General features: G+C 65.9%; 25 protein-coding genes. 13 read left to right on the top strand and 12 right to left on the bottom strand.

Annotated elements, in window-relative coordinates; translation table 11 throughout:
* Window positions 1-27: 27 nt before the first annotated feature.
* The 8 genes from ACQY4T_RS11800 to ACQY4T_RS11765 form a co-directional block, all read right to left on the bottom strand.
* Entirely contained in the window at window positions 28-873 is an 846-nt protein-coding gene (locus ACQY4T_RS11800) for a DUF1217 domain-containing protein (protein ID WP_428541973.1), read from the bottom strand.
* A 3-nt stretch (window positions 874-876) separates the two neighbouring features.
* Window positions 877-1224 (bottom strand): flagellar biosynthesis regulator FlaF, encoded by a 348-nt coding sequence (locus ACQY4T_RS11795; RefSeq protein WP_428541970.1) that lies wholly within the window; start codon window positions 1222-1224, stop codon window positions 877-879.
* Window positions 1190-1654, bottom strand: a complete 465-nt coding sequence (locus ACQY4T_RS11790; RefSeq protein WP_428541967.1) for a flagellar biosynthesis repressor FlbT — start codon at window positions 1652-1654, stop codon at window positions 1190-1192. The genes ACQY4T_RS11795 and ACQY4T_RS11790 overlap by 35 nt, the downstream gene beginning before the upstream one ends.
* Before the next feature lie 87 nt (window positions 1655-1741).
* Window positions 1742-2593 carry a flagellin gene (locus ACQY4T_RS11785; protein ID WP_428541964.1) on the bottom strand — a complete coding sequence of 284 codons (852 nt, stop codon included), beginning with the start codon at window positions 2591-2593 and terminating at the stop codon, window positions 1742-1744.
* Window positions 2594-2696: 103 nt separating this feature from the next.
* The gene (locus ACQY4T_RS11780) at window positions 2697-3776 is read right to left on the bottom strand and encodes a flagellin (protein WP_428541961.1); all 1080 of its coding nucleotides are present in this window, start codon (window positions 3774-3776) and stop codon (window positions 2697-2699) included.
* Window positions 3773-5302, bottom strand: a complete 1530-nt coding sequence (locus ACQY4T_RS11775) for a flagellar hook-associated protein FlgK (protein WP_428541958.1) — start codon at window positions 5300-5302, stop codon at window positions 3773-3775. Before ACQY4T_RS11775 ends, ACQY4T_RS11780 begins: the two co-directional genes overlap by 4 nt.
* An 11-nt stretch (window positions 5303-5313) precedes the next feature.
* The gene (gene flgE / locus ACQY4T_RS11770; RefSeq protein ID WP_428541955.1) at window positions 5314-6645 is read right to left on the bottom strand and encodes a flagellar hook protein FlgE; all 1332 of its coding nucleotides are present in this window, start codon (window positions 6643-6645) and stop codon (window positions 5314-5316) included.
* 30 nt (window positions 6646-6675) lie between these two features.
* Window positions 6676-7350, bottom strand: coding sequence for a hypothetical protein (locus ACQY4T_RS11765; protein ID WP_428541952.1), 675 nt, complete (start codon window positions 7348-7350; stop codon window positions 6676-6678).
* A 190-nt stretch (window positions 7351-7540) separates the two neighbouring features.
* Here ACQY4T_RS11765 and ACQY4T_RS11760 point away from each other — a divergent pair, with 190 nt between their 5' ends.
* The 8 genes from ACQY4T_RS11760 (at window position 7541) to ACQY4T_RS11725 (ending at window position 15642) form a co-directional block, all read left to right on the top strand.
* Window positions 7541-8896 (top strand): flagellar hook-length control protein FliK, encoded by a 1356-nt coding sequence (locus tag ACQY4T_RS11760; protein WP_428541949.1) that lies wholly within the window; start codon window positions 7541-7543, stop codon window positions 8894-8896.
* A gap of 21 nt (window positions 8897-8917) precedes the next feature.
* Window positions 8918-9670 carry a flagellar hook assembly protein FlgD gene (locus ACQY4T_RS11755; protein ID WP_428541946.1) on the top strand — a complete coding sequence of 251 codons (753 nt, stop codon included), beginning with the start codon at window positions 8918-8920 and terminating at the stop codon, window positions 9668-9670.
* Between the two features lie 222 nt (window positions 9671-9892).
* Window positions 9893-10471 carry a UPF0149 family protein gene (locus ACQY4T_RS11750; RefSeq protein ID WP_428541943.1) on the top strand — a complete coding sequence of 193 codons (579 nt, stop codon included), beginning with the start codon at window positions 9893-9895 and terminating at the stop codon, window positions 10469-10471.
* Window positions 10472-10527: 56 nt separating this feature from the next.
* Complete coding sequence (locus ACQY4T_RS11745) at window positions 10528-12546, top strand: AsmA family protein (RefSeq protein ID WP_428541940.1); 2019 nt, start codon at window positions 10528-10530, stop codon at window positions 12544-12546.
* 98 nt (window positions 12547-12644) lie between these two features.
* Entirely contained in the window at window positions 12645-12968 is a 324-nt protein-coding gene (locus tag ACQY4T_RS11740) for an NIPSNAP family protein (RefSeq protein WP_428541937.1), read from the top strand.
* Between the two features lie 243 nt (window positions 12969-13211).
* Entirely contained in the window at window positions 13212-14048 is an 837-nt protein-coding gene (pucL, locus tag ACQY4T_RS11735; RefSeq protein WP_428541934.1) for a factor-independent urate hydroxylase, read from the top strand.
* A 93-nt stretch (window positions 14049-14141) separates the two neighbouring features.
* On the top strand, window positions 14142-14504 hold the full coding sequence (locus ACQY4T_RS11730) for a hypothetical protein (RefSeq protein ID WP_428541931.1): 363 nt from the start codon (window positions 14142-14144) through the stop codon (window positions 14502-14504).
* Window positions 14505-14640: 136 nt separating this feature from the next.
* A complete protein-coding gene (locus tag ACQY4T_RS11725) occupies window positions 14641-15642 on the top strand; it encodes a hypothetical protein (protein ID WP_428541928.1) in 1002 nt (333 codons plus the stop codon).
* Between the two features lie 51 nt (window positions 15643-15693).
* Here the strand turns inward: ACQY4T_RS11725 and hemF are convergent, their stop codons facing one another.
* Window positions 15694-16587: an oxygen-dependent coproporphyrinogen oxidase gene (gene hemF / locus ACQY4T_RS11720; protein ID WP_428541925.1), complete on the bottom strand. Its 894-nt coding sequence runs from the start codon at window positions 16585-16587 to the stop codon at window positions 15694-15696.
* A 200-nt stretch (window positions 16588-16787) separates the two neighbouring features.
* Between hemF and ACQY4T_RS11715 the strand changes: the two genes are divergently transcribed.
* The 4 genes from ACQY4T_RS11715 to ACQY4T_RS11700 are packed head-to-tail and all read left to right on the top strand — an operon-like array spanning window position 16788 to window position 20056.
* Window positions 16788-17081 carry a hypothetical protein gene (locus tag ACQY4T_RS11715; protein ID WP_428541922.1) on the top strand — a complete coding sequence of 98 codons (294 nt, stop codon included), beginning with the start codon at window positions 16788-16790 and terminating at the stop codon, window positions 17079-17081.
* Between the two features lie 34 nt (window positions 17082-17115).
* A complete protein-coding gene (locus ACQY4T_RS11710) occupies window positions 17116-18390 on the top strand; it encodes a cytochrome b (RefSeq protein WP_428541919.1) in 1275 nt (424 codons plus the stop codon).
* Window positions 18390-19169 (top strand): cytochrome c1, encoded by a 780-nt coding sequence (locus tag ACQY4T_RS11705; RefSeq protein ID WP_428541916.1) that lies wholly within the window; start codon window positions 18390-18392, stop codon window positions 19167-19169. Before ACQY4T_RS11710 ends, ACQY4T_RS11705 begins: the two co-directional genes overlap by 1 nt.
* A 29-nt stretch (window positions 19170-19198) precedes the next feature.
* Complete coding sequence (locus ACQY4T_RS11700; RefSeq protein WP_428541913.1) at window positions 19199-20056, top strand: S-methyl-5'-thioadenosine phosphorylase; 858 nt, start codon at window positions 19199-19201, stop codon at window positions 20054-20056.
* Here ACQY4T_RS11700 and ACQY4T_RS11695 read toward each other — a convergent pair whose 3' ends face one another.
* Window positions 20057-20644 (bottom strand): septal ring lytic transglycosylase RlpA family protein, encoded by a 588-nt coding sequence (locus ACQY4T_RS11695; protein ID WP_428541910.1) that lies wholly within the window; start codon window positions 20642-20644, stop codon window positions 20057-20059.
* A gap of 299 nt (window positions 20645-20943) precedes the next feature.
* The gene (locus tag ACQY4T_RS11690) at window positions 20944-21609 is read right to left on the bottom strand and encodes a dienelactone hydrolase family protein (protein WP_428541907.1); all 666 of its coding nucleotides are present in this window, start codon (window positions 21607-21609) and stop codon (window positions 20944-20946) included.
* 194 nt (window positions 21610-21803) lie between these two features.
* Here ACQY4T_RS11690 and ACQY4T_RS11685 point away from each other — a divergent pair, with 194 nt between their 5' ends.
* The gene (locus ACQY4T_RS11685; protein WP_428541904.1) at window positions 21804-22877 is read left to right on the top strand and encodes an amidohydrolase family protein; all 1074 of its coding nucleotides are present in this window, start codon (window positions 21804-21806) and stop codon (window positions 22875-22877) included.
* A 42-nt stretch (window positions 22878-22919) separates the two neighbouring features.
* On the opposite strand, the gene oxc is transcribed toward ACQY4T_RS11685, so the two are convergent.
* The gene (gene oxc / locus ACQY4T_RS11680) at window positions 22920-24614 is read right to left on the bottom strand and encodes an oxalyl-CoA decarboxylase (protein WP_428541901.1); all 1695 of its coding nucleotides are present in this window, start codon (window positions 24612-24614) and stop codon (window positions 22920-22922) included.
* Window positions 24615-24648: the final 34 nt, after the last annotated feature.

The raw sequence follows: 24648 nt of genomic DNA, 5'->3' as shown, positions 1-24648 counted from the left end.
GTTGAAGAAACAATCAGACCAGGATGCTCAGACCAGGATTCCCCGGGCCTGGACTGCCAGGCTTGTGATGTCGGATGTGGAGGTGCCCGAGGAGGACGCATTGGCGGCGTTGGCGATGAGGTAGCGCTGGGCGAAGCTCTCGACGAATTTCGGGTCTTTGAACTGGCTGATGTCGATGCGGGAGCTGATCGCGGTTTCCTGCGCGGGGAGGCTTTGGAAGGCAATCTGCTCGGGGATGCCAAGCGTCGTGGTGACCACCGTGCGCAGTGTCGGATCGCCCAGGATCTGGTCGACCGAGGTGATGCTGGAGGCCTGTGCCTTGAACGCCAGCGCGTTGGACAGGCCGGGCGTCACCTGATCCTGGCTGGCCCCCCAGCTCGCGGTTGCATAGTCGTTGGCGATCGAGGCGATGGTTGCGGGGTTCTGTAACGATTTCAGTCCATTGGCGGAAAAATCGTATTTTTGGGCGAGGGTTTTCCAGCGCGTGTCAGTCAACTGGTTGGCCAGCGAATTCGGATCGCTCAGGTTCGAGGTCAGCGCCTTGGTTGCCAGCGCGGTGTAGCCGACCTGGTCGCTCATGCCGTTGGCGGTCAGCAGCACGTTCATGAACTGAGGATTGGCGAGCAACTGGGTCATGCTCTTGGCCGAGTTGACCGCCTGGGTGAAGGCGCCGACGGCGGCTTTGACCATCGGCTGCGCGGCGGTCACCTTGACGTCTTGCGCCTGGTTCAGTTCGGCCGATTGCAGCGCCTGGACCGGGTCGGTCGATCCGGCCGGGGATCCGCCGATGCCGTAGATGGTATCGAGCAGCGACGAGCCGCCGGACGAACTATCTCCGTAGAGGATCGACAGATAGCTGAGCGAGTCGCTCATCGGTCAGGGCTTTCCGGCCAGGCCGGCGGCGATGTTCTCGTTGATCGAGATCAGAAAGTCGAAGTCCGGGGTGTCCTGGTCCATTTCCCGCTGCACGGTTGCGCCGACCGAGAGGATGGAGGCTTTCAGCGGGTCCGGCAGGGCGTTTCCCGGATCGCGCAGCAGGTCGCTGACGGTCAACCACAACCGGCGATTGTCGGCCAGCGCGCGGATCTGGCGGATCGGGGTCGTGCCTTTGGCGCCTTTCAGCGCGGCGGTGACGTGGTTGAAGACATCGGCTTCCTGGTCGCGCTGCGAGCGGTAGCGTGATGCGGTCTTATAGGCCTGGATGGCGTGACTGGTGTTCAGCATGGCGATCATTGTTCCCTGTTGGAATCGAGACGTCTGGGATTTTCCCGAGCACGGCGTCTTCGTGCTGTATGACTCGGCGGACCAGTTTGAGCGCCTGGTAACAGTCGTCTGACTCGGCGGCGAGCAGGGCCTCGTCGAGGATCATGCGCACCAGGTCCGATGTCGTTGCCGCCTGGAACTCTGCGATGAAGGTGCGGGCCGACTCTAGGCCGCCCTCGCGTTCGGTTTCGTTGCCTATGTAGGCTGACTGGAGCGCGAAGTAGATGCGCCGGGCGGGACTGTCCACCTGGTCGGGCGGCATGATCTGCTTGCCGAACAGGAAGCGGGCCTTGGCGGTGAGTTCGATGCGTGAGCGGGTGCGAAAGCGGATCGGCGCACCATTTACGATCATGACTTCGCCCTGGCGGAGCTCGAGAACGAGATTAGACACGATGGATACCTTCCGCGGGGCGAATGCATTTTCAGCCGGTGCTGCCGGCGGATCCGTTGTCGGGATCCGCCGGCCACCGAAAGCCGATTACTTGAACAGGCTGAGCAGTGTCTGCGGCGCCTGGTTGGCCATCGACAGCGACTGGGTGCCGAGCTGCTGACGGATCTGCAGCGCGGTGAGCTGGGCTGACTCCTTGGCCAGATCGGCGTCGATCAGCGAGCCCAGGCCGCTGTTCAGGGCGTCGATCTTGTCGCTGTTGTAGGTGGTCTCGTTGTTGATGTAATTGATCGAGTTGCCGACCACGTTGAGTTGGTTATTGACCGCGTTCATCTGCTTCATGAACGCGCCGCCGGCGGTGATCAGCGCCGCGACGCTGGCTGCCCCGCCGAACGTAGTAGGAGTTACGCTGATCGCTCCGAACATCGCCGATCCGCTGAAGGTAGTGAGGGCGTAGGTCGCGCCGCTGTCGTTACGGACAACCGCGGTGCGGCCGAAGCTGCCTGTGCTTCCGGTGATGTTGCCGATCAGTGTCTTGCCGTTGTAGCCGGCATCCTGGATGTCACCCTTTACCTGCTGGAGCATCGAATTGTAGCTGGTTTCGTAGTTGGTACGCTCGCTGCCGGTTACGCTGGGCGACGACAGCTGCTGCAGTGTGTCGCGCATGCTGCTCATGAGGTTGGACACGTGGTTCAAGCCGGACTGCGTGGTCGAGAGCAGGCCTTGCACGCTGCCCAACTGCTGATTGGCGGTGGTCAGCGCGCCGACAGTGGAGCGGATACCCTGGGCGATGGCGTAGGCGGCGCCGTCGTCGGTCGAGTCGGAAACCCGGTAACCGGTCGAGATCTGCTTCTGCGTCGCGGTGAGCTGGGACTGGGTTGATTCCAACGACTGCAGCGCAACCATGGCGCCCATGTTGGTGTTTACTGAGTTCAGAGACATGGCTGTTTACCCTTTGGGTCCTGATGAATGTGCCCGCTTTTTGTGGGCTCGGTGGTGACAGTGACGGATGAAGGTTAAAATTGGATGAACAAATCAAATATTTTCAGGCAGGAAGGAAATTCGCCAGGGAAAGACTGCCTTCCGATGTTATCATGCGATACGACGCCTGTAGTTGCGTTTGTGTGGCGGTCAGCTTGGACAGTGCCGCCGCCATGTCGACGTCCTGCACGGATGACAATTGTCCAGACAGCGCGGTCGCGGTGTCGGACAGTTGAGTTTGCGTCTTGGTCAGGCCCGACTGAGTGTTGCCGAGCACGCCGACATCGACCGCCATCGCGTTGACGGCCCCGTTCAGGCTGCTGCCGGTGTCCTGCACCAGGGCGGCGAACCCGGGGGTGTTGATCTGCGAGCTGGACAGCGATCCCAGCGTCGCCAGGGAACGCATCAGGTCACGAATGTAGGACCCGGTGGTGGATGTGCCGGAAGACACCGAAGCCGAATTGGCACTCGCGAGCAGACCGGTCTGCACCGTGCCGCCCCACTCTCCGGTCTGCACCACCGGAGCGCTGATGGCCGAGGCGGGCTGCGACAGATAGGGGGAGAATGGCGTGGTGCCGCTGGCATTCGAACTTGCGATCGACAGTGTCGTCGCGGCGGTGGCGGCAGCGCCGTTGGCGGACAGCGCGGAGACTGCGGTGTTGATCTGGGTATAGAAGCCCGACGACAGGATGGCGTCGCCTGAGGGAACCGGTGCGTTGGCGCTGTCCTGGCCGGCGAATACGTAGCTGTCCCCGGATTTGGTGTTCAGCAGATCGGCGACCTGTTGCAGGGCGGCGTTGGCCTGGGCGGCGACGCTGTCGACCTCGGATGCGTTGAGACCGGTCAGCGCGGGAATGTCGCCGGCGAAGCTGGCCGCGATCTGCTGGATCTGGGTCATCGCGGTCTGGGTGACCCCCATGGTGCCGGTCGCCTGGCTGATGTTGTTCTGATAGATCTGCAGGCTGTTCAGTTGCGGCGACAGATCGAGCGCGACGCCGGCCTGGCTGCCCAGCCCGGCGTAGGTCTGCGACACCAGGCCGGTGCTGACCTGCTGGGTCAGGGTATCGAGTTGCTGATGCACGTTGCCGGCGTTGGCGATCAGGGTCGGCATGATGCCGTAGCCGGAGCCGATCGTGGTGCTCATTGCACGGACTGCAGCAGTTGGGTGAACATCGACTGCACCGCCGAGATCACCCGGGCGTTGGCGCCGTAGGCGTTCTGCAGCGAGAGCATCTGCGACAGCTCGGTATCCATGTTGACTCCGCTGACCGATGAGACCTTGGCGTTCAGGCTGGTTTGCAGCGTCTGCTCGGTGGCCAGGTTGCTGGTGACGGTGGCGCTGCCCTGGGCCTGGGAGGCGACCAGGCTAGTGGCGTAGCCGGACAGCGGGTTGCCAGCGGCGTTGAACGGCGCAATCAGGTTGCCGGTGGCGCCGAGACCGTTGGTGCGCAACGCCGGCTGGGTGACCCCCGCCTGCGCCTGGGTGCCGAAGGTGAAGTTGGCGATCCTGGAGATCAGCGTGGTGAAGCCGGCCGGGCCGCCGGGCGGATTTGGCGTGAACGCGGCGGCTCCGGCCGGACTGCCGGCGATGGCGTTGGTGCCGTTGCGGACCAGCGACGGATCGTTGGTGACGGCGGGGTTGACCCCGATGACGCCGGCAAAGCCGACATAGCCTGCCTGGGCCGGGGTGCCCCCGCCGGTCGGGACGTTGCCGGCCGGGTCGGTGAACAGCGTCAGCCCCTGGGCGGCGAACCGGCTGGAGACACCTTGGGCGAATTCGTCCAGCTCGGCCTGGTCGGTCGGCATTGTGGAGTCGCGCAGGGTGATATCGGCGCCGATCTGGCCGCCGGCGAGTTGGTTGGTGACGTCGCTGCCGCCCAGCATGATGCCTGGGATGCCGCCGCCGGGGTAGAACGATCCCGCCGGGGTCGAGGCATTGGCGAGCGTGAGCGGACCGGCGCCGGCGCGGGTCGGCAGGCTGAGACCGTTGGCGGTGAACACCGACAGATCGCCGTTGGGCTGTGCCATGGTGCGGACGTTGACCAGTTGCGACAGCGTCTGGACGGCGGCGTTGCGCTGGTTTTCCAGGTCGGCGGTGCTCTGGTTGGTCGGCTTCAGGGCGATGATCTGGCTGCTGAGCTGGCCGATCGTCGCCAGCGTGTTGTTCAGGGTGTTGACCGAGGATGACAGGTCGTTCTGCGCCGCCTGGCGTTGCGCCGAATAAGCGTTGCTGAGTGTGTTGACGCCCTGCGCCAGCGAGGCCGCCGATGACACCACGGCGGTCTGCTGGGTCTGACTACCGGGGTCGGTCAGCAGGGTGGAGAAGCTGTCCTGCAGGTTGCCCAGCAGGCTGCCGATATCGGTGCCGGATCCCGGCGTGCCGAGCACGCTGTCGATCGCCTGTAACGCGGTCTGGGTGGTCTGCAGGCCGGTGACGGTGGCGTTCTGCTGCACCACGGAGGCCTGCAACGCCTGATCGATCTGCAGCGTCGCCGGGCCGGTATGAACGCCAAGCCCGACGCCATCGGCGGTCAGCGAGGTTTGCGTGCCGACCTCGACCGCATAGCCCGGGGTGGCCGCATTGGCGACATTCTGCGACAGCAACGCGAACTGTGCGTTGATGTTCGCCAGCCCCCCGCTGGCGATCGAGAGTGCGGAATCGAGGCCCATGGGTCAGGCGGTCAGGTGACCATCTGCAGGGTGACCTGCATCATGGTATTGGCGGTGGTGACCACCTTGGCATTCGACGAATAGGCCTGCTGGGCCACGATGAGGTTGGAGAATTCGGTGGCGATATCGACGTTGGATCCTTCGATGGATCCGGTGACCAGGTTGCCGGCGCCGTTGGTGCCGGCGGATTCGGCCAACGGCGTGCCGCTGGCGGTGGTGGCGGTGAACGACTGGCCGTTCTGGCTTTGCAGTGCGTTCGGGTCGTTGAAGGTCACCAGCGGCACCTGGGCGATGGTGCGGCTCTGGCCGTTGTTGTAGTTGACCACCACATCGCCGTTGGCCTGCGCGGTGACGCCGGAGAAACTGCCGGGCGGAACGCCGTCCTGGGTCAGGCCGAGCAGGCTATAGGCGGTGCCGGCGTATTGGGTGACGCCGGTGGTTCCGCCATAGTTCCCGACGTTGAGGTTGATGGTCTGCGGGCCGGAGCCGAAATTCGTGGTAAACTGCAGGGTCGCCGCGCTGCCAGGCGCGCCGCTGCCTGTCACCGTGATGCCTGGGTCGGTGGCGGAGGCCACAACGTTATTGATAGTGCCCGCGGGCACCGGATCGCCTGCCGCACCAAAGTTGACTGTGGCCGATCCGGCATCAGTGGAGCCGGTGGTGGAATCCGGCACGCCGACCTGCACATTCCAGCCGTTGGCTGCGGTCTGCGAGAAGTTCAGGTCAACCGTGTGGGCGGTGCCGAGCGAGTCGTAGACTGTGATCTGGGAGGACAGCGGCGCGGCGGCGGTGGCGGTTCCGGCTGTCGGGGTGGCGGGGAGATTGGCCGACAGCGTCACGTTGGAGGTGGCGACCGGGTTGTAGGTCTGCTGGTTCACCTGGATCGGCACCAGCGCGTTCTGATCGGCCGCACCAGTTTTTGAATTGACCGTCCATCCGTTCAGGTACTGGCCGCCCGAATTCACCAAATACCCTTGGGCATTCATGGTGAAATCGCCTGCCCGGGAATAATACTGCTGCGGATCGAACGTCGGTACGTTGTTGACGCTGCCGGTGGACTGAGAGACGGCGAAGAAGCCCTGACCGGCGATCGCCATGCCGAGCGGATTATCGGTTTGGGTAATGGCCCCCTGAACGTTATTGACGTAGTCCGGACGGGCGACCACGGCGCCCGGTTCGTTGGCGGTCGGGGTGCTGGTGGTCAGATAGTCGCTGAAGCTGGTATCGACCCGCTTGAAACCAGTGGTCTGGCTATTGGCCACGTCCTCACTGATATTGCCGAACGAAGTGGATTGCGCGGTGAGGCCGCTGATCGCGGTGTTGATCGCACTGAACAAGGACATTGTTTTAACGCTCCAGGATCTGCTCGGGGTCTAGCGGTCGGCATTGCGGTGCGGAGCAGCATAAAGCGTGCCAACTGCGAAATGACGGATTTCGCGGATGTTTTGCTGTTTAGCCCGGCAAATTATGCCGGTTGCCGGGGTCCGCCAGGTCGTTTCTGCCGCGTTGCGAGCTTGGGTTGACGGTTCGGTGCGGCTTTTTGGCTTGGCCCGGACATTGCTTGTTGGCGGATGAAGGTTTCGCGGCAAAACCCGTGCAGGAGAATGAACGTTGCCAGTTGCCCATGCGATCGCTGCGTCGGCTGACCCGATCGCCGTCAGCTCGGTGACCGCACCGCCACCGTCAGCCTCCGGGGATGGGTTTGGGCAAGTGTTGCGCTCGGTCCGGGATGCGGCGGCGGGGACGGCGGCGGGCACGCCGGCGCGTGGGACTGCCAGCGCCTCGGCTGGCGCGCCGGAAGCCGCCGCAGGGACGGAAGCAGATCGCACGCCGATAGCCGCACCGATTTCGACGGCTGCGACGCCGAGCGTCGCGGCGGCGGCTGCCGCCGCGAGCGGGATGGCGACGGCTGTTACTGCGGTGAAGGCTTCAGCCGGAATGCCCGCGACGGGCGCAACAGCCGCTTCGGCTGTTGCGCCGGCGACGGCAGCGGCGACCGCTTCGACCGGCACGACCGCTTCGACCGGCACGACCGCTTCGGCTGGCACGACCGCTTCGGCTGGCACGCCGCGGCGAGCAGCGATTGACGACAGGCGTCCGGCCAGCACGCCAACCGCGGCGACAGACTCCGCGGCGGTGGGGACATCGGCGCGGAATGCCGCTGGCCCGCTCGCGCCCGCGTCCGGCGAGGAAGCTGCTGGGACCGCTGCGGCCGGGGATGCCACGGGGGCCCCGCGCTTGCCGATTGCACCCCGGCCCGGCCCGGACGGGCGGGTTACCGCCGACGCACAACCCGCGGCGCGGGACAATCGGCCGGTCGCGAGGTCTGGATCGACCTCGGCGGCGGGACCGGCGCGCGCAGCCGACCGGCAGGCCGCCGAGGCTCGGGCGAACAATGCGCAGGCTACCGATGCACAGGGTACCGATGCGCAGGGAACCGATGCGCAGGGTGCCGGCGCACAGGCCACCGCGACCGCTGACATGGCGCCGGCGGCACAGGCTGTCATCGGTCAGGAAGCCGCAGCCGCGGCGCTGGTCGGGGTTGCGATAGCCGCCCCTGGGACGGCAGGCGCTGCCGCGGGCAACGTGGCGGGACCCGCGAACGGGACCGCTCCCGCCAGGGCGACGGCGCCGGGCGGGGCGGCGTCATCCGGTGCCGGCAGCGTTTCGGCGCAGCAGGGTGCCGGGTCCGCTTCGGAGCCACCGAACCAAGCCGGCGGCAGTGCCGGGACAACCGCCGACGCGTCGGCGACGCCGGCGACGGCTGACCGGCTGGCTGCGTCGGATCAAACCGCCGCGCCGGCGGCGAACCTGCGGTTCGCGGCAACGGCTGCGGATATCGCCGGGCTGGCGGCTCAGGCCCCTGCCCCGGCCTCGGACCACAAGATCACGCTGCATCCGGTCGAGAGCGCGGCGGACGTTGCGCAACCCGGTGGGCAGCCTGATGCGCCGTCCGTCGCGCTGCTGGAGCAGGCAGCGCCGCCGCTCACGCCCGCCGTCGTGACAACCGCGACTGCCGCCGCCGCCCCGGCTCAGGCGCACCCGGCGACGCTGACCGAACAGGTCGCCCCCGCACTGCTGACGCTGGCCAAAACCGCCGATGGCGGCCAGCAGATGACGGTTCGCCTGCAGCCGGGCGATCTCGGCATGGTCCAGGTGCGTATCGCCCGCGAGGCATCCGGTTCCACCCAGATCGAGATCACCGCCGACAATCCCAATACGTTGCTGGCGCTGCAGCGGGATCAGCCGCAATTGCATCGCACGCTGGATCAGGCGGGCATTCCGACCGCCGGACGAAACGTCAGCTTCCATGCCGCGGCCGAGGTTCAGGCGGCAGCCGGCGGCAACGGCGGGACGTCGGCGGGGAGCCACGGCAACAGCCAGCCCGGGTCCTCAGGATTTGGGTCCTCCGGGCGGGGCCACGCCGGCATGTCGGATGCCGGCGGATCGAGCGGCGGCCGCGGCGGCTATGCCACGCGGGAACGCGGCGCCTATGCCGCCAGCCGACAAATGGGCACGACCGCGGCGCCAACCGCGACCGCTGCCACGCCGGCGACACAATCGTATCGAATTGGCTTGGACATCACCGCCTGATGGTCAAAAGGACATCGTGACATGAGTGGAAGTATTCAACAGACGACTGGCGCCGGCGCTCCCGGCTCGACCGGCGCCACGGCATCGACCGGGGGCACATCCTCGACCGGGGGCACATCGTCGACCGGGGGCACATCCTCGACCGGCAATGCAGTGACGCAGACCGGCACCACCGCGCTGGGCAGCCTGAGCAGCAATTTCTCGGACTTTCTGTCGCTGCTGATGACGCAGTTGCAGAACCAGGACCCGTCGGCGCCGATGGATTCCAATCAGTTCACCAGCGAACTGGTGCAGTTCTCCTCGGTGGAGCAGCAGATCAACACCAACAGCGATCTGACCCAGTTGATCCAACTGACCCAGGCGAGTCAGATCGAGCAGTCGGCGTCGATGGTCGGCAAGCCGGTGACGGCGAACAGCAGCCAGCTCTCGTTGCAGAACGGCAACGCAGAGATCAATTTCAGCACGACGACCGCCGAACCGGTGGCGATTGCGGTGTATAATTCGGCCGGTGCGCAGATCCAGACCGCGACGCTGACCAGCAGCGCCGGGACCAACAGTTGGACCTGGAACGGCAAGAGCGCCGCCGGGAGCACCATGCCGGACGGACCCTACAAGGTCACCGTTACCGCGCTGGGCGTCAACGGTTCGACATCGCAAGTTCCGTTCACGGTGACCGGGACGGCGACGTCAGTGGTGAACAACGCCGGCACGGTGCAGGTTGAAATGGGCGGGCTGACGCTGCCGTTCAGCGCCGTGACGTCGGTCGGCGGTTAGCCACCGGTCTTGACGCAGGGCGGCGCAACCGGATCAGGCCGCGCGAGGCAAGTCGCATCATTCAGCCGCCGCGGCGCCTTCGTTCGGAGCGCTAACGCAGAATTTTAGCGCGGCAACAAGCCAGTTGCCGAAGCACCGCGTGCGCCGACCGCGATGCACCGTTCCATCGGCTGGGTTCCTCGCGGTATGCTGCGGTATCAATGGCGGTGAAGGGTGGACCCGGTGTCGCTCGATGATCTGGCGCAGTTTCTGAACTCCGACAGCGCGCCCGAGGGGTGCATGGATCTGTCCGAACTGGACGGGTTCCTGGCCGGCCTGGTTTGCGGACCCGAGGCGGTGCCGCGCGACGAATGGCTGGCCGAGGTGTGGGACGGCGAAGAACCGGACTATGCCGATGCCGCGGAGCGGCGGGCGGTCGAGCAGGCGATGGCGGATCGTTACGCGGCCATCGAGGCCGGCCTGGATGCCACGCCGCTGGGGTATTCGGCGATCCTGTGGCAGGACGAGGCCGGCACCACGGTGGCCGAGGACTGGGCGGCGGGCTTCATGCAGGCGATGACGCTGCGGGCCGAGGCCTGGCAGCCGGCGCTGGCGGATGAGGATGCGTCGATGCTGCTGATCCCGATCGCCAGCCTGGCCGGCATGACCCTGCCGGAGGCGGAGCGTGGCGGCCAGGCGATGACCGACGATGCGCTGGACGGGCTGATGCAGGATGCCGAGCAGGTGCTGCCGGTGTGCGTTCTGGGGCTGCGGCGGTTCTGGCGGCAGCAAGCGGCTGATAAAAGAATGATCCGGCACTGATCGAATGTTGATGATCGGCACGGAAACCACGACGCCGCCATAGGCGTTCTGCCGGCATGGCAAGTTCCCGTACCACTCGCCGCACCACGCGCCGTCTGGCCTGGATCGGCGTTCCGATCGTCCTGCTGGTGCTGCTGGCGCTGTTCTGGAACTGGGACTGGTTCATCCCGATCGTGCAGTCGCAGGCCTCGTCCGCGATCGGGCGCAAGGTGACGATCGGTCATTTGCATGTGCGACTGGGCCGGGTCGTGCAGGTGACCGCGGACGACGTGGTGGTTGCCAACCCGCCGGACTGGCCGGCCGACGACCCGCCGCTGGCTGCGATCAAGGCGTTGACGATCCAGGCGGATGCCTGGGGCTATGTGCGGGGTCATGGCCTGGTGCTGCCGCTGATCGGGATCGACGGCGCCAGACTGCTGGCTGCGCAACACGCGGACGGGGCGTCGAACTACCAATTGGCCACCGGTGGTGGCGGTGGCGGCGGCAGCGCGGTGAAGATCGGCGATCTGCGCATCTCCGATACCGACGCGCACGTGGTGATGGCGAAGCTGAAAGCCGATTTCAACGCCGATGTCGCGACCCAGGGCGAAGGCGATGCGGCGAAGATCGTGGTCGACGCCAAGGGCACCTATGCGGCGCAGCCGATCACCGCCCGTTTGGTCGGCGGCGCGCTGCTGTCGTTGCGCGATCCGGCGCATCCATGGCCGGTCGATCTGAACGTGGCGAATGGGCCGACTCGGGTGGCACTCGATGGCACCATTGCCGATCCGCTGGCGTTCCGGGGCGCCAATGTGCGGCTTAAGTTCAGCGGGCCGGACATGGGATTGCTGGAACCACTGGTCGGGTTTCCGATTCCCAAGACGCCGGCCTACCAGATCGCCGGCCGGCTCAATCTGCAGGGCTTCAGCCGCATCCGGTTCGAGGACTTTCAGGGGCGGCTCGGCAACTCCGACATTGCCGGCACGATCGAGGAGCAGCCGAACGCGACCCAGATCAAGGGCAAGTCGAGGCCGGTGGTAACGATGGATCTGCGCTCGAACCGGGTCGATCTGGTGGACCTGAACGGGTTCATCGGCGGCACCCCGGGTCGGACCAATACCCGCGACGCCACGCCGCAGGAAAGGCAGGCGGCGGCGAAGGCCAATGCCAGTCCGAAGCTGCTGCCGGACACGCCGATCAGCGTGCCGCGGCTAGACTGGGCGGACATCCATCTGCGCTATCACGGGGCGCATATCGAAGGGCGGAACATTCCGCTCGATAACCTCAGCGTCGCGCTGGACGTGGTCGGCGGCCGGATCAGTCTGCATCCGATCAGTTTCGGCGTCGGCAAGGGCCGGTTGATCAGCAATATCGATCTGACGCCGACCAATGCCAAGGACGTGCATGCGCGGATCGACCTGCGGATGCAGAACCTCGACGTTTCGCGACTGATGGCGGCGACGCACACGTTCCAGGGCGCCGGGTCGGTCAGTGGGGTTGGGGCGATTGACGCGACCGGGGACTCGCTGGCCGGATTGATGGCGAACGGCAACGGCGAGGTGAAGATGGCGATGGCCGGCGGCGACCTGTCGGCGGTGCTGATCGACCTGACCGGGCTGCAGTTCGGCAAGGCGCTGCTTTCGGCGCTTGGGGTGCCGACCAAGACCGAGGTGAAGTGTTTTGTCGGTGATCTGGGAATGCAGCGCGGCGTGCTGGATTTCAAAGCGATGACATTGGATACCGGCGAGGCGATCACCAATGTCGGCGGCAACGTCAACCTGAGCAAGGAAACCATCGACCTGGCGCTGAAGACCGACTCCAAGCGTTTCAGCGTCGGGTCGCTGCCCACCAGGATCGATATCGGCGGCACGTTCAAGGACCCCTCGATCCGGCCAGGGGCAGAAGTTGCCGCGCGGGCCGGGGCGGCGGTTGGGCTCGGGGCATTGTTTCTGCCGCTGGCGATCCTGCCGACGGTGCAGTTCGGCACGTCGGAGGCGGATGACGCACGTTGCGGCGAACTGCTGCAGCAGGCCAGGGCGAGTGCCGGCGGCAAGGCCCTGCCGCCGGCGGTGAAGGCGACGCCGGCGCAGCGCTAGTTGGCGCCCGCCGAGGCGCTCGCTTTGAGGCCGGATCGGTCGAGTTGCATCGTGCGGGCCGGCGTGGCTTGCTGCGGAAATCCACAGGAGGAACACCGATGGCATTCTATGAACTGCGGCAATACAAGGTGCTGCCCGGCAAGCTGGATAGCTGGGTGAAGATCATGGAGACCGAGATCATTCCGTTCCAGGTAGCCAAGGGCATGGTGATCACCGGCAGCTTTCAGGGGGAGACCGATCCGTCGGTCTATATCTGGCTGCGGCGCTTCGACTCCGAGGAACAGCGGGTGGCGCTGTATGCCGCAGTGTACGAGTCCGAGTACTGGAAGACACAGATTGCGCCTCGGGTGCCCGAGCACCTGGATCGAGCGGCGATGGTGATAACGCGAATGGTGCCGACACCGAAATCCGTGGCGCGGTAGCGACAACGCACGGGGCCGCACGTCGGGACCGGCGCGGGCCATGGCTGGCTGGTCGGCGTGCGGTCAGCGACCGCGTGGACTGTCGGCAATTTGACCGCGGGCCGGCCGCATCGAAAGACGGCACGGCCGGTCTGGGTCGTGCGAAGGCCGGTCTGGGTCGTGCGAAGGCTGGTCTGGGTCGTGCGTCTGCCGGCACGCTTCGTGTCCGCCGGCATGAGTAGCCGAGCAGAGGAAAATGGCGAAATGGCACTGCTGCGAAAGACCTATGGCAAGGACCACGTCCGCGTCATGCGCGTCGATCGAAACGGCGACCGCCACGAGGTGCGCGAACTGACGGTGCGGGCGATGCTCACGGGCGACTTCGACGAGACCTTCACGCGGGCCGAGAACGCGGCCTCGGTGGCGACCGACACGGTGAAGAACATCATCCATGTGGTGGCGCGCGAGAACATCGCGCTGGGAACCGAGCTGTTCTGCGCGGCGGTGGCGCAGAGGCTGCTGGATCTGTATCCCGGCGTGGACGGCGCGACGGTCAGCGGGCATGAAACGAAATGGCAGCGGCTGGCGGTGGATGGGGTGCCGCATGGGCACGGCTTCGTGCTGGACAGCAACGGCAAGCCGTTCGCCAAGGTGGTCGCGACGCGCGGCGGGATGGCCACGGAATCGGGCGTATCCGGCTTCACCTTCATGAAGTCGACCGGTTCGGGATGGGAGAACTACGTCCAGGACCGCTTCACCACGCTGCCCGAGACCGGCGACCGACTGGCGGCGACGGCAATGGACGCGTCGTGGCGCTGGCGCGACGCACCCCGCGATTATGAGGCAGCCAACGCGAGGATCCTGGGCGAACTGCTGAAGCTGTTTGCCTCGACCTATAGCGCCAGCATCCAGGACAGCCTGTATCGCATGGCGATGGCGGCGCTGGAGGCGGTGGCGGAGATCTCGGACATCTCCATGGCCTGTCCGAACAAGCATTACCTGCCGGTCAACCTGTCGCCGTTCGGGCTGGACAACGCCAACCAGGTGTTCGTGGCGACCGATGAGCCGCATGGTCAGATCGAATGCACCGTCGGACGATGAGGTTCGGCTGGCGGCGCGACGCGATCGCCGGCAAACCGCTTGATCGATGATCCTGGGGCTGCGAAAAGGCGACGGGATAGCTGGGGAACCGACGTGAAGCCGCAGAAGACAAACGCACAGACTGCCAATCCGGCGGCGAACGAGGCGCCCACTGGCAAGCCGCTCACTGGCACGCCAGTGGTTGCCAAGCCGGCGATCGCCAAGTCGCCCCCTGCCGCGCCGGCCGCCGCCAAGCCAGTAAATGCCAAGTCGCTGACCGAGGGCCAGCGGGTCTATGAAGCCAAGCGTGCCGCCAAGGCGGGCATGAGCCTGGACAAATGGCTGGCCAGCAAGGAGCGCGAGCGGGAGGCCGAGGCAAGGGCCAAGCTGAAAGCCGTGCCGGTGGTCAAGCCGGCGAAGCCGCCGGGCTTGCTGGGGCGCCTGCTGGAACGGGCGCAGCGGCCGTTCGGTTCCTGACGCGGGCGCGCCCCACTGGACCAGCCGACCTGGCAGCCGTCGTGGCCGATCGTCGACCTGGTGCTGCTGCCGAGGCGGCTCGAAAGGTCCAGCGGCTGCGGGTCCACCGGTTGGGCGCTCCGCAGCGTGACCGGTCATGCTGAGCCTCGCCGCGCATGCGGATTGGAGCATCGATCCGCGCAAACGCTGGCTGACCGTCGCCCGCCGCGGCACGACCGGGTGGCGCCTGCGGGCACCCAGGCTGGTCGGCGAGGTGGCGACGTTGACCACCCGCCTGGTCCGCGAAGCCGGAGGTGGCGCGGTCGCGCTGGGGGCTGATCTGCCGATCGGTCTGCCACGCGCCTATGCCGCGACCCGGCCGGAGGCGGATTTTCTGCAATTCCTGCGTTGTCTTGGGGGATTGCCGGGGTTTTTCACAGTCTGCGCCCGGCTGGATGAAATCGGCCCCGATCGGCCGTTCTATCCGGCCCGCGGCGTGGCTGGGATGACCCGGTTGTCGCACGCCTTGGCGCTTGGGTTAGCAGATGCCTCGGCGCTGTCGCGCGACTGCGATCGGGCGACCGCCGAACGGCCGGCCGGCGCGCCGCTGTTCTGGACGCTGGGCGCGAACCAATCCGGCAAGGCCGCGATCGCCGCGTGGCAATCGCTGATCCTGCCGGCGCTATTGCCGGGTGCGCCGGACCGGGTTGGGCTGCGGCTGTGGCCGTTCGAGGGCGCGTTCCGGGCATTGCTGGCGCCGGGTTCGGTGGCGCTGGCGGAGACCTATCCGGCCGAGGCGCTGCGCCATCTGGGCATCCGGTTGCGCGGCAGCAAGCGGCGGCAGGCCGACCGCCGCGCCAGCGCCGCGGCCTTTATGATCGCGGCGGATCAGCAGGCGGCGGTGCCGGATAATGCGATGCGACGGGCGATGCTGGACGGTTTCGGCACCGACGCGGCCGGCGAGGACCGTTTCGACAGCGTGCTCGGTGTGCTCTGCGTGCTGAACGTGCTGGCGGGTCGGCGTCCGGATACCGCGCCGGCCGATCCATGGATCCGGCGCTGGGAGGGCTGGGTGCTTGGCCAGACGGCCCTGCCGGTCAAGGCTTGCGCGTCGCCGGCGGTGCCGGCCTCGGCGGGCGCCTCGCCGGCGCCGGCCTGACGCTGCGGGCGGTCTATCCGGTGGCAGCGTCGGTCAGCGGCTGAGCACGGTTCACGGCCAGCGGACCTCGGGGGGCAGGCTCATCAGGATCGCCTCGACATTGCCGCCGGTCTTCAGGCCGAACAGGGTGCCGCGGTCGTGGATCAGGTTGAACTCGACATAGCGCCCGCGCCGGATCAGTTGATGGTCGCGCTGCGCCGGCGTCCATTGCTGTGCCATGCGCCGGCGAACGATGCCGGGATAGACCTCGAGGAAGGCCAGCCCGACATCCCGGGTGAAGCTGAAGTCAGCCGCCGCGTCGCCGGTTTCGTGGTGGTCGAAGAAGATGCCGCCAGCGCCGCGCGGCTCCTGCCGGTGCGGCAGATAGAAGTAGCGATCGCACCAGGCCTTGAAGCTCGGGTAATAGGTTGGGTCATGGCGGTCGCAGGCGACGCGCAGGGCGGCATGGAAGTCCGCCGCGTCCTGCATCGCCGGCGCGCTGTCCGGCTGCATCGGCGTCAGGTCGCCGCCGCCGCCGAACCAGCCCTTGGTGGTCACCAGCATGCGGGTGTTGAAATGCACCGCCGGCACCAGCGGGCTTTGCATATGCGCCACCAGGCTGATGCCGCTGGCCCAGAAACGTGGATCCTCGGCGGCGCCCGGGATCTGGGCGCGGAAGTCCGGGCTGAACTCGCCCCACACGGTGGAGACGTTGACGCCGACCTTCTCGAACACCCGGCCTTTCATCATGCTGATGACGCCGCCGCCGCCGTCCTTCCTGTCCTCGGTCGGACGAGTCCAGGGGATGCGCTGGAACCGGCCGGGCGGGTGGTCGCTCAGCGGACCGGTTTGGGCCTGCTCGATCGCCTCGAAGGCGGTGCAGATGCGGTCGCGCAGTTGCTCGAACCAGGCGCGGACCGTGGGCTTCAGCGCTTCGTAGGCGAGGATGGATGGAATTTCAGTCATGGGGGCTTGTTCCTGGGCGACAGTCGGGATAACCCCTGTTGCCAACGTGTTGCAGGAGGCGAGGCCGGATCGCAGACTGCGCCGAACCCGACTTCGGCGGCAACCCGGCGGGGGCCACACAATATTTCGGGCTGGTCTGGTGGCTGGCCCGCGGTCAGCCGTGTCCGCTGCCCGGCTGGAACGGGAACTTGAGAGACATCATGGCTAACTTCGCCACCGCCCACCCGACCGCTTCCGGCGACACTCACCGAACCCAATCGGGCGACATCCACCGCGCCCCGTCGGGCGACATCCACCGCGCCCCGTCGGGCGACATCCACCGCGCCCCGTCGGGCGACATCCACCGCGCCCCGTCGGGCGACATCCACCGCGCCCCGTCGGGCGACACTCACCGTGCTCCGGCGGGCGACTTCGGCCACGCCCTGGCGGTGCCATCGAACCTCGACACTCCCCCTTTCGCGTTCTCATCCGATACCAAGATCAAGATCGGCTGACCCGTTCAGTCTGACCCCCGACAGGGAACCAACAATGGCTGGCATGACAAAGAGTGAGTTCAGCAATCCGGTTATCAACTGGATCGACACCCGCTTGCCCATCTTCACGATGGTGCAAAAGGAATATGGGGTGTTCCCAACGCCGAAAAATTTCAACTATTTCTGGAATTTTGGCGCGCTGGCGGTGGTGAACCTGGTGATCATGATCATCACCGGCATCTTCCTGGCGATGAACTACCAGCCCAACACCGAGCTGGCGTTCGGTTCGGTGCAGCACATCATGCGCGACGTGAACTACGGCTGGCTGCTGCGCTACGTGCATGAGAACGGCGCGTCGATGTTCTTCATCGTCACCTACATCCATATCTTCCGCGGCTTGTACTACGGATCATACAAGACCCCTCGGGAGCTGCTGTGGATGCTGGGCGTGGTCATCCTGCTGCTGATGATGGCGACGGCGTTCATGGGCTACGTGCTGCCCTGGGGCCAGATGTCGTATTGGGGCGCGACGGTGATCACCAACCTGTTCTCGGCGTTTCCGGTGGTCGGGCCGAAGATCGTCACCCTGCTGTGGGGCGGGTTCAGCGTCGATAACCCCACGCTGAACCGGTTCTTTGCGCTGCACTACCTGCTGCCGTTCGTCCTGGTGGGCGTGATCTTCCTGCACGTCGCCGCGCTGCACATCACCGGGTCGAACAATCCGCTGGGCATCGACGTGAAGTCGCCGCAGGACACACTGCCGTTCCATCCGTACTACACGATCAAGGACAGCGTCGGGATCTGCGTGTTCCTGATCGTGTTCGCGGCGCTGGTGTTCTTTGCACCGAACTTCCTTGGCGATCCGAACAACTTCATTCCCGCCAACCCGCTGCAGACCCCGGCCGATATCGTGCCGGAATGGTACTTCCTGCCGTACTACGCCATCTTGCGATCGGTGCCGAACAAGCTGCTGGGCGTGTGCATGATGTTCGGGTCCCTGCTGGTGATGTTCGTGCTGCCGTGGCTCGACACCTCGCGGGTGCGCAGTGCGCGGTTTCGGCCGATCTACCGGCAGTTGATCTGGGTGTGGGTGGCGGCGGTAATCGTGCTGGGGGTGTGCGGGGCGCACAAGCCGGAGGGCATCTGGGTGGTGCTGAGCCGGGTCTGCGCGGTGTATTATTTCCTGCACTACCTGGTCATCCTGCCGATCCTCGGCAAGCTGGAGCGGCCGCTGCCGTTGCCGGAGAGCATCAGCCAGCCGGTGCTGGGCAGACGCGGCGGCGGTCCGTTGCCCGGCAGTGCGCCGGCCAAGCCGATGGAGAAGGCGTGATGGGTTCGCTGCGTGCAGTGCTGACGGCGGCCTTCGCGCCCGTGGTCTTGGCGGCGACGCTGGCAGTCGGCAGCCTGCCGGCGAGGGCACAGGAGCCGATGCCGAGCGAGAAATGGAGCTTCGAGCGGCTGTTCGGGAGCTATGACCTGGCGGCAGCGCAGCGCGGATTTCAGATCTATTCCAGTGTCTGCTCCAATTGCCATTCGATGAATCTGCTGCACTACCGGGATCTGTCGGGGATCGGGCTGGACAAGGCCCAGATCGAGGCGGTGGCCGCGGCGGTGACCGTGCCGGACGGCGTCGACGACCAGGGCAACCCCAAGCAAGGCCCGGCGACTCCGGCCGACCAGTTCAAGTCGCCGTTTGCCAATGACGCGGCGGCGAAGGCAGCGAATAATGGCGCGGTGCCCCCGGACCTGTCGCTGATGGTCAATGCGCGCGAGGGCGGTCCGAACTATGTCTATGGCATCCTGACCGGCTTCGTCCCTGCTCCGCCGGGGTTCAAGGTTGGGGAAGGCCTGTATTACAACAAGATGTTTCCCGGACATCAGATCCACATGCCGCCGCCGCTGCAGGACGGCACGGTGGATTATACCGACGGCACCAGCAACAAGCTGCCGCAGGAGGCGCACGACGTCATCACCTTCCTGGCCTGGGCGGCGAACCCGGAACTGGTGGAGCGCAAGCAGGTCGGGGTGCGGGTCATCCTGTTCCTGGTGTTCATGACCGGCATCACCTATGCCGTGAAACGCAAGGTGTGGTCCGACGTGCACCACTGATGGCGGCCCCTGATTCCCTAATCCAGCCAATGATCGGCATCATTGGCGGGTCCGGCCTGTATGATATCGATGGGCTGGAGGACAAAGTCTGGCGGCGGGTCGAAACCCCGTGGGGCGAGCCTTCGGATGCGCTGCTGTTCGGACGGCTGGGCGGCGTGCAATGCGTGTTCCTGCCGCGGCACGGGCGGGGTCATCCGACGTCACCGACGCACCTGAATTATCGCGCCAATATCGATGCACTGAAGCGCAGCGGCGTGACCGATGTCTTGTCGTTGTCGGCGGTCGGCAGCCTGAAGCCGGAGCTGGCGCCGGGGCACTTCGTGGTGGTCGATCAGTTCATCGATCGCAGCTTTGCCAGGGAAAAGAGCTTCTTCGGCGACGGCATCGTTGCCCATGTCTCGATGGCTCATCCGGTTTGCGGCCGTCTGGGGGAGGCGTTGTTCGGGGCGGCGGCTTCATTGTCGCTGCCGGTGACGCGGGGCGGCAGCTACCTGGTGATGGAGGGGCCACAGTTCTCCACCAAGGCGGAGAGCGAACTGTATCGGTCGTGGGGCTGCAGCGTGATCGGCATGACTAACATGCCGGAGGCCAAACTGGCTCGTGAGGCCGAACTTTGCTACGCGACCGTGGCCATGGTGACGGATTTCGACTGCTGGCATCCGGACCACGACCATGTGACGGTCGAGGCGGTGGTGCGCATTCTGCTGAGCAATGCGGATGCCGCGCGTGGCTTGGTTCGTTCGGTGGTGCCCACGATCGGGCGCGAACGTGGGCTGTGTCCGTGCGGCTGCGACCGCGCACTGGATCATGCGGTGATTACGTCCCCGGACCGCCGTGACAAGGCGCTTGCTGCCAGGCTGGACGCGGTGGCCGGGCGGGTGCTGTAGCTACTTCTCGGCGGTTTCGTTCGGGGCGATCAGTTGCCTGGTTGCCTCGATCGCCTGTTGCACTTCCTGCGGGCTCGCGTCGGCCGCACCGGCGCCGAGCTTCACCTGACCGTCCGGCTGCGGCAGGGTGACCGGCTTGACCACGACGGGGGCGACGCCCTGGTGGGTCAGGTCTAGTTGATTGGCGACTTTAGGCGCCAGATCGACGACTCGGCCGTCCACATAAGGGCCTCGGTCCTCGATCTTGACGGTGGCGGTCTTGCCGTTCCGCAGGTTGGTCACCTTGGCGACACTGCCCAGCGGCAGGGTCTTGCTGGCCGCGACATTGGCGTTCGGGTTCATCCGTTGGCCGTTGGCCATTTTCCGGTTGGCGAAGCTATCGGCATAATACGACGCCCGCCCGGCCTGTGTTCGACCGGAGTGGTCAATATGGCCAGCCGGTGCGGGGGGCAGTGGCGGCAGTTGATCGAGCCGCTCGGCTTCCTGTTTGGCGCCCGGCGCGTCGGCTGGCAGCGGCGCCGCGACAGTGGAATAGGGCAACAGCACGCAAATCCACCCCGCCGCGGTCGCGGCACGCCATCCATTCATCATTCGACCCCTGGAGTATTCCAAGCAAAGACGCGTCGGCGCTCCAGTTGGTTCCGATCACAAAGGGTCGTGCCCTGAAAACTTCGTGATATTCGGATGTGTGGGTGTGTATAGGGCGTCAAGGATACTTATGTCGGGATCGTTAGGACAACGCGTCGTCAGTATTGAATACGACTCACTTCCTTCGGTCCGCAGTTATATTGATGCCACCCGCCTGGACGGCTGCGTATGGCGATCAGGTCTTGTCGCCGCAACCTGATCGATTGACCGGGAGACGGTCGCGGGATCGAAGCCGCGACTCACCCCAAGTTCTTGGCGAAGAACTCCACCGTCCGCTGCTGCGCCAGTTCATAGTCGGGCTTGCTGTAGCTGGCCCGTTCATCGCAGCCGAAGCCGTGCTGCGCGCCTTTATAGACGTAGACCTCGGTCTTCGGCTGCGCCGCGCGTACCGCATCCACGTCAGTCATTGGGATCGAGGCATCCTGTTCGCCGAAATGCATCTGCACCGGACAGTGCGGGGTCTCGGTCTTGGTGCCGGGGATGCCGCCGCCATACCAGCACGATGCGGCAGCGAACTTGGAGGTCCGCGTGGCACCCCACCACGCCACAGTGCCACCGAAGCAGTAGCCGACGATGCCGAGCTTCTTGCCGGCGAGATGGCCGGCGGCGGCCTCGATGTCCTTCATCACGTCGGGGTCGGAGAGCTTCATGCGGATGTCACGACCCTTGCCCACGTCGTCCTGGGTGTATCCGAGCTCGACGCCCTTCTGGGCGCGGTCGAACACCGCCGGCGCGACCACCGCGTAGCCCAGCCCGGCGAAGCGGTCGGCCACGTCGCGGATATGGTGATTGACGCCGAAAATCTCCTGCACCACCACCACGCCCTTGGTGGCGTTGACTGGGCCGGCGACGTAAGCCGACAGGCTGAAGCCGTCGGCGGCCTTCAACTGGATTGTCTCGCCCATGTGATCCCTCCTGCAAGCGTATGTTGGCGACAGCATGGCGAGATTGCCCGATCCGTCAACCGTGACCGGATGACGCCAGTGACCGCGGGCTGATATTGTGTTTCGCGCGGGCCGGGGTAGGCTTGGGCCGTAGACAGCCCGAACGCGGATGCGATTTGCGCGCCTGCGCGGCGAAGCAACAAAAAGGGGGTGGAATGACCGAGATCGGCGATTCGAAAGGCGAATATCGCGGCCTGATCCATCGCGACGACAGCGGACTGAAGCAGTGGCTGGGGAAGCGCCCGCCCGAGGCCGCGCTTGAACCGCAACTGCCGATCATCGACCCGCACCACCATCTTTGGGACACGCCGCAGCGCGGCAGCTACTTCCTGCCCGACCTGCTGGCCGATATCGGCGGCGGGCACAATATCGTTGCCACCGTTTTCCTGGAATGCCAGTCGATGTATCGCCGACACGGTCCGCCGGAGATGGCGCCGGTCGGCGAGGTCGAGTTCGTCAACGGCATCGCGGCGATGAGCGCGTCGGGCAATTACGGGCCGTGCCGGGTCGCCGAGGGCATCATAGGCTACGCCGACCTCAGGCTGGGGGCGCGGGTGCGTGAGGTGCTGGAGGCCGAAATCGCCGCCGGCGGCGGACGCTTTCGCGGCATCCGCCAGGGCGTGTCCTGGGATGCCGATCCCTCGGTCGGCAAGTTTGCATCGCGCAACGTTCCCGGTCATCTGGTGAGGGACGAGCGGTTTCGCGAAGGCTTCGCACAGCTCGCCAAACTGGGCCTCAGTTTCGAATCGTGGCAGTATCATCCGCAACTAACCGACGCGATCGATTTGGCTCGGGCGTTTCCCGATGCCACGATCATCCTGGACCATGTCGGCGGGGTGCTGGGCGTCGGGCCGTATTCTGGGCGGCGTTCGGAAATTCTGGGCGCCTGGCGAAATGATATCCGCGAAATGGCGAAGTGCCCGAACGTCAACGTCAAGCTTGGCGGTATCGGCATGACGTCGTTCGGCTTCGCGTTCCACGAGCGGGAGGTTCCGCCATCGTCGGAGGAACTTGCCGCCGCCTGGCGTCAGTATGTCGAGCCGTGCATCGAAGCGTTCGGCGTCGAGCGCTGCATGTTCGAAAGCAACTTTCCGCCCGACAAGCAGTCATGTGGCTACACCGAGTTGTGGAACGCGTTCAAGCGCATCACGGCGGCCGCATCGGCGGCGGAAAAGACCGCGTTGTACAGCGGGACGGCGGCCCGGGTGTATCGGCTGATGGTGCCTTGAGCTTGGTTTGCTCGGGAACGTTCGGGGTGACGCGCGTGGCCCTTAGTGCGCGACCGCCCGTTTTGGGTTGAGGTTCTGGATATGCCCGCTTTCGGTGCCGGCGGCGGGGTCGATGACGACATTGATTAGCGCCGGTTTGGCGGCCTCCAGCGCGGCGGACAGGGCCTTGGTCAGGCCTGGTGTGTCGGTGACGTGATAGCCGGCGCCCCCGAACGCCTCGATCAGCTTGTCGTAGCGGGCGTTCGGGACGAACCCGGTGGGCGACGGTGATCCCGCGTCGGTGTCGCCACGGTAGATGCCGTTGTTGTTGAACACCAAGGTGATGACTGGCAACTGGTAGCGACAGATCGTCTCGATCTCCATGCCGCTGAAGCCGAACGCGCTGTCGCCCTCGATCGCGACCACCGGCTTGCCGCTGACCACGGCGGCGGCGATGGCGTATCCCATGCCGATGCCCATGATGCCCCAGGTGCCGCTGTCGAGTCGCTTGCGCGGCTGATACATGTCGATGATGTTACGAGCGAAGTCGAGCGTGTTGGCGCCCTCGTTGATGATGGTGACTTCGGGCCGATCGACCAGGGCGTTGCGGACCGCGCGCAGCGCGCTGGAGAAGTTCATCGGGCTTGGGTCGGCGTTCAAACGCCGCGCCATGCGTTCGGCGTTGTTCTGCTTGGTCACCGCCAGGACATCGACCCAAGCGGCGTTCGGCTTGATCTTGCCCGGCTTGAGCGCGGCCGCGAACGCCGCCATGACTGACCCGATATCGCCGATCACCGGGGCGGCGATCGGGCGGTTGCTGTCGATCTCGGTGGGCGAGATGTCGACCTGCACGAAGCGCGTGTCGGGCGACCAGGTTTTGCCCTTGCCGTGCGACAGCAGCCAGTTAAGCCGAGCGCCGATCAGCATGACGACGTCGGCTTGGCCGATGGCGAGCGATCGAGCGGAGGCTGCCGATTGCGGATGGTTGTCGGGCAACAGCCCCTTGGCCATTGACATCGGCAGGAACGGGATGCCGGTGGTCTCGATGAAGCCGCGGATATCGGCATCCGCCTGGGCGTAGGCGGCGCCCTTGCCGAGGATGATCAGCGGGCGTCGCGCCTCGGCCAGCAGGTCGAGCGCGCGGGCGATCGACGCGGGCGCGGGGATCTGACGCGGCGCCGGATCGACCACCTTGACCAGCGATTTCAACCCCGTGTCCTTGGCGATCACCGCGCTGAGCACGTCGGCGGTGAGATCGAGGTAAACCCCTCCGGGCCGGCCGGAGAGCGCGGCGTGAATCGCGCGGGCGATGCCGGTGCCGATGTCCTCGGGGTTGTTGACGCGATAGGCGGCCTTGGCGTAGGGCCGGGCGGCGTTGAGTTGGTCGAGTTCCTCGTAATCGCCCTGCTCCAGATCGACGATCGCGCGGCTGCTCGACCCGCTGATCAGGATCATCGGGAAGCAGTTGGTGGTGGCGTTGGCGAGTGCCAGCATGCCGTTGAGAAACCCCGGCGCCGAGACGGTGAGACAGATGCCCGGCTTCTGCGTCAGATAGCCGGCGATCGCGGCGGCGTTGCCGGCGGCCTGCTCGTGGCGGAAGCCGATGTATTTCAGACCCTCGGCGTGCGCCAGCCGAGCCAGGTCGGTGATCGGGATGCCGGCGACGCCGTAGATGGTGTCGATGCCGTTGAGTTTCAGCGCATCCACCACGAGGTGGAAGCCGTCGGTCACCGTTGCCGGGTCGGTTTCTTTGGTCATTGTTTGACCTCTGTCAGTGGTTGGTGCCTGGACG

Origin of the sequence: Rhodopila sp. (assembly GCF_965277825.1) — a bacterium.
Taxonomy (GTDB): Bacteria; Pseudomonadota; Alphaproteobacteria; order Acetobacterales; family Acetobacteraceae; genus Rhodopila.
Note: the sequence above shows the minus strand (reverse complement) of the source record. Positions and strands in the feature narration are given on the sequence as shown.

What these genes read in the sequence shown, in the direction of transcription:
- ACQY4T_RS11800 (WP_428541973.1), bottom strand. Translation starts at nt 873, where the DNA reads ATGAGCGACTCGCTCAGCTATCTGTCGATCCTCTACGGAGATAGTTCG.
- ACQY4T_RS11795 (WP_428541970.1), bottom strand. Translation starts at nt 1,224, where the DNA reads ATGCTGAACACCAGTCACGCCATCCAGGCCTATAAGACCGCATCACGC.
- ACQY4T_RS11785 (WP_428541964.1), bottom strand. Translation starts at nt 2,593, where the DNA reads ATGTCTCTGAACTCAGTAAACACCAACATGGGCGCCATGGTTGCGCTG.
- ACQY4T_RS11780 (WP_428541961.1), bottom strand. Translation starts at nt 3,776, where the DNA reads ATGAGCACCACGATCGGCTCCGGCTACGGCATCATGCCGACCCTGATC.
- ACQY4T_RS11775 (WP_428541958.1), bottom strand. Translation starts at nt 5,302, where the DNA reads ATGGGCCTCGATTCCGCACTCTCGATCGCCAGCGGGGGGCTGGCGAAC.
- flgE (WP_428541955.1), bottom strand. Translation starts at nt 6,645, where the DNA reads ATGTCCTTGTTCAGTGCGATCAACACCGCGATCAGCGGCCTCACCGCG.
- ACQY4T_RS11755 (WP_428541946.1), top strand. Translation starts at nt 8,918, where the DNA reads ATGAGTGGAAGTATTCAACAGACGACTGGCGCCGGCGCTCCCGGCTCG.
- ACQY4T_RS11745 (WP_428541940.1), top strand. Translation starts at nt 10,528, where the DNA reads ATGGCAAGTTCCCGTACCACTCGCCGCACCACGCGCCGTCTGGCCTGG.
- ACQY4T_RS11740 (WP_428541937.1), top strand. Translation starts at nt 12,645, where the DNA reads ATGGCATTCTATGAACTGCGGCAATACAAGGTGCTGCCCGGCAAGCTG.
- pucL (WP_428541934.1), top strand. Translation starts at nt 13,212, where the DNA reads ATGGCACTGCTGCGAAAGACCTATGGCAAGGACCACGTCCGCGTCATG.
- ACQY4T_RS11725 (WP_428541928.1), top strand. Translation starts at nt 14,641, where the DNA reads ATGCTGAGCCTCGCCGCGCATGCGGATTGGAGCATCGATCCGCGCAAA.
- hemF (WP_428541925.1), bottom strand. Translation starts at nt 16,587, where the DNA reads ATGACTGAAATTCCATCCATCCTCGCCTACGAAGCGCTGAAGCCCACG.
- ACQY4T_RS11715 (WP_428541922.1), top strand. Translation starts at nt 16,788, where the DNA reads ATGGCTAACTTCGCCACCGCCCACCCGACCGCTTCCGGCGACACTCAC.
- ACQY4T_RS11710 (WP_428541919.1), top strand. Translation starts at nt 17,116, where the DNA reads ATGGCTGGCATGACAAAGAGTGAGTTCAGCAATCCGGTTATCAACTGG.
- ACQY4T_RS11705 (WP_428541916.1), top strand. Translation starts at nt 18,390, where the DNA reads ATGGGTTCGCTGCGTGCAGTGCTGACGGCGGCCTTCGCGCCCGTGGTC.
- ACQY4T_RS11700 (WP_428541913.1), top strand. Translation starts at nt 19,199, where the DNA reads ATGATCGGCATCATTGGCGGGTCCGGCCTGTATGATATCGATGGGCTG.
- ACQY4T_RS11695 (WP_428541910.1), bottom strand. Translation starts at nt 20,644, where the DNA reads ATGAATGGATGGCGTGCCGCGACCGCGGCGGGGTGGATTTGCGTGCTG.
- ACQY4T_RS11690 (WP_428541907.1), bottom strand. Translation starts at nt 21,609, where the DNA reads ATGGGCGAGACAATCCAGTTGAAGGCCGCCGACGGCTTCAGCCTGTCG.
- ACQY4T_RS11685 (WP_428541904.1), top strand. Translation starts at nt 21,804, where the DNA reads ATGACCGAGATCGGCGATTCGAAAGGCGAATATCGCGGCCTGATCCAT.
- oxc (WP_428541901.1), bottom strand. Translation starts at nt 24,614, where the DNA reads ATGACCAAAGAAACCGACCCGGCAACGGTGACCGACGGCTTCCACCTC.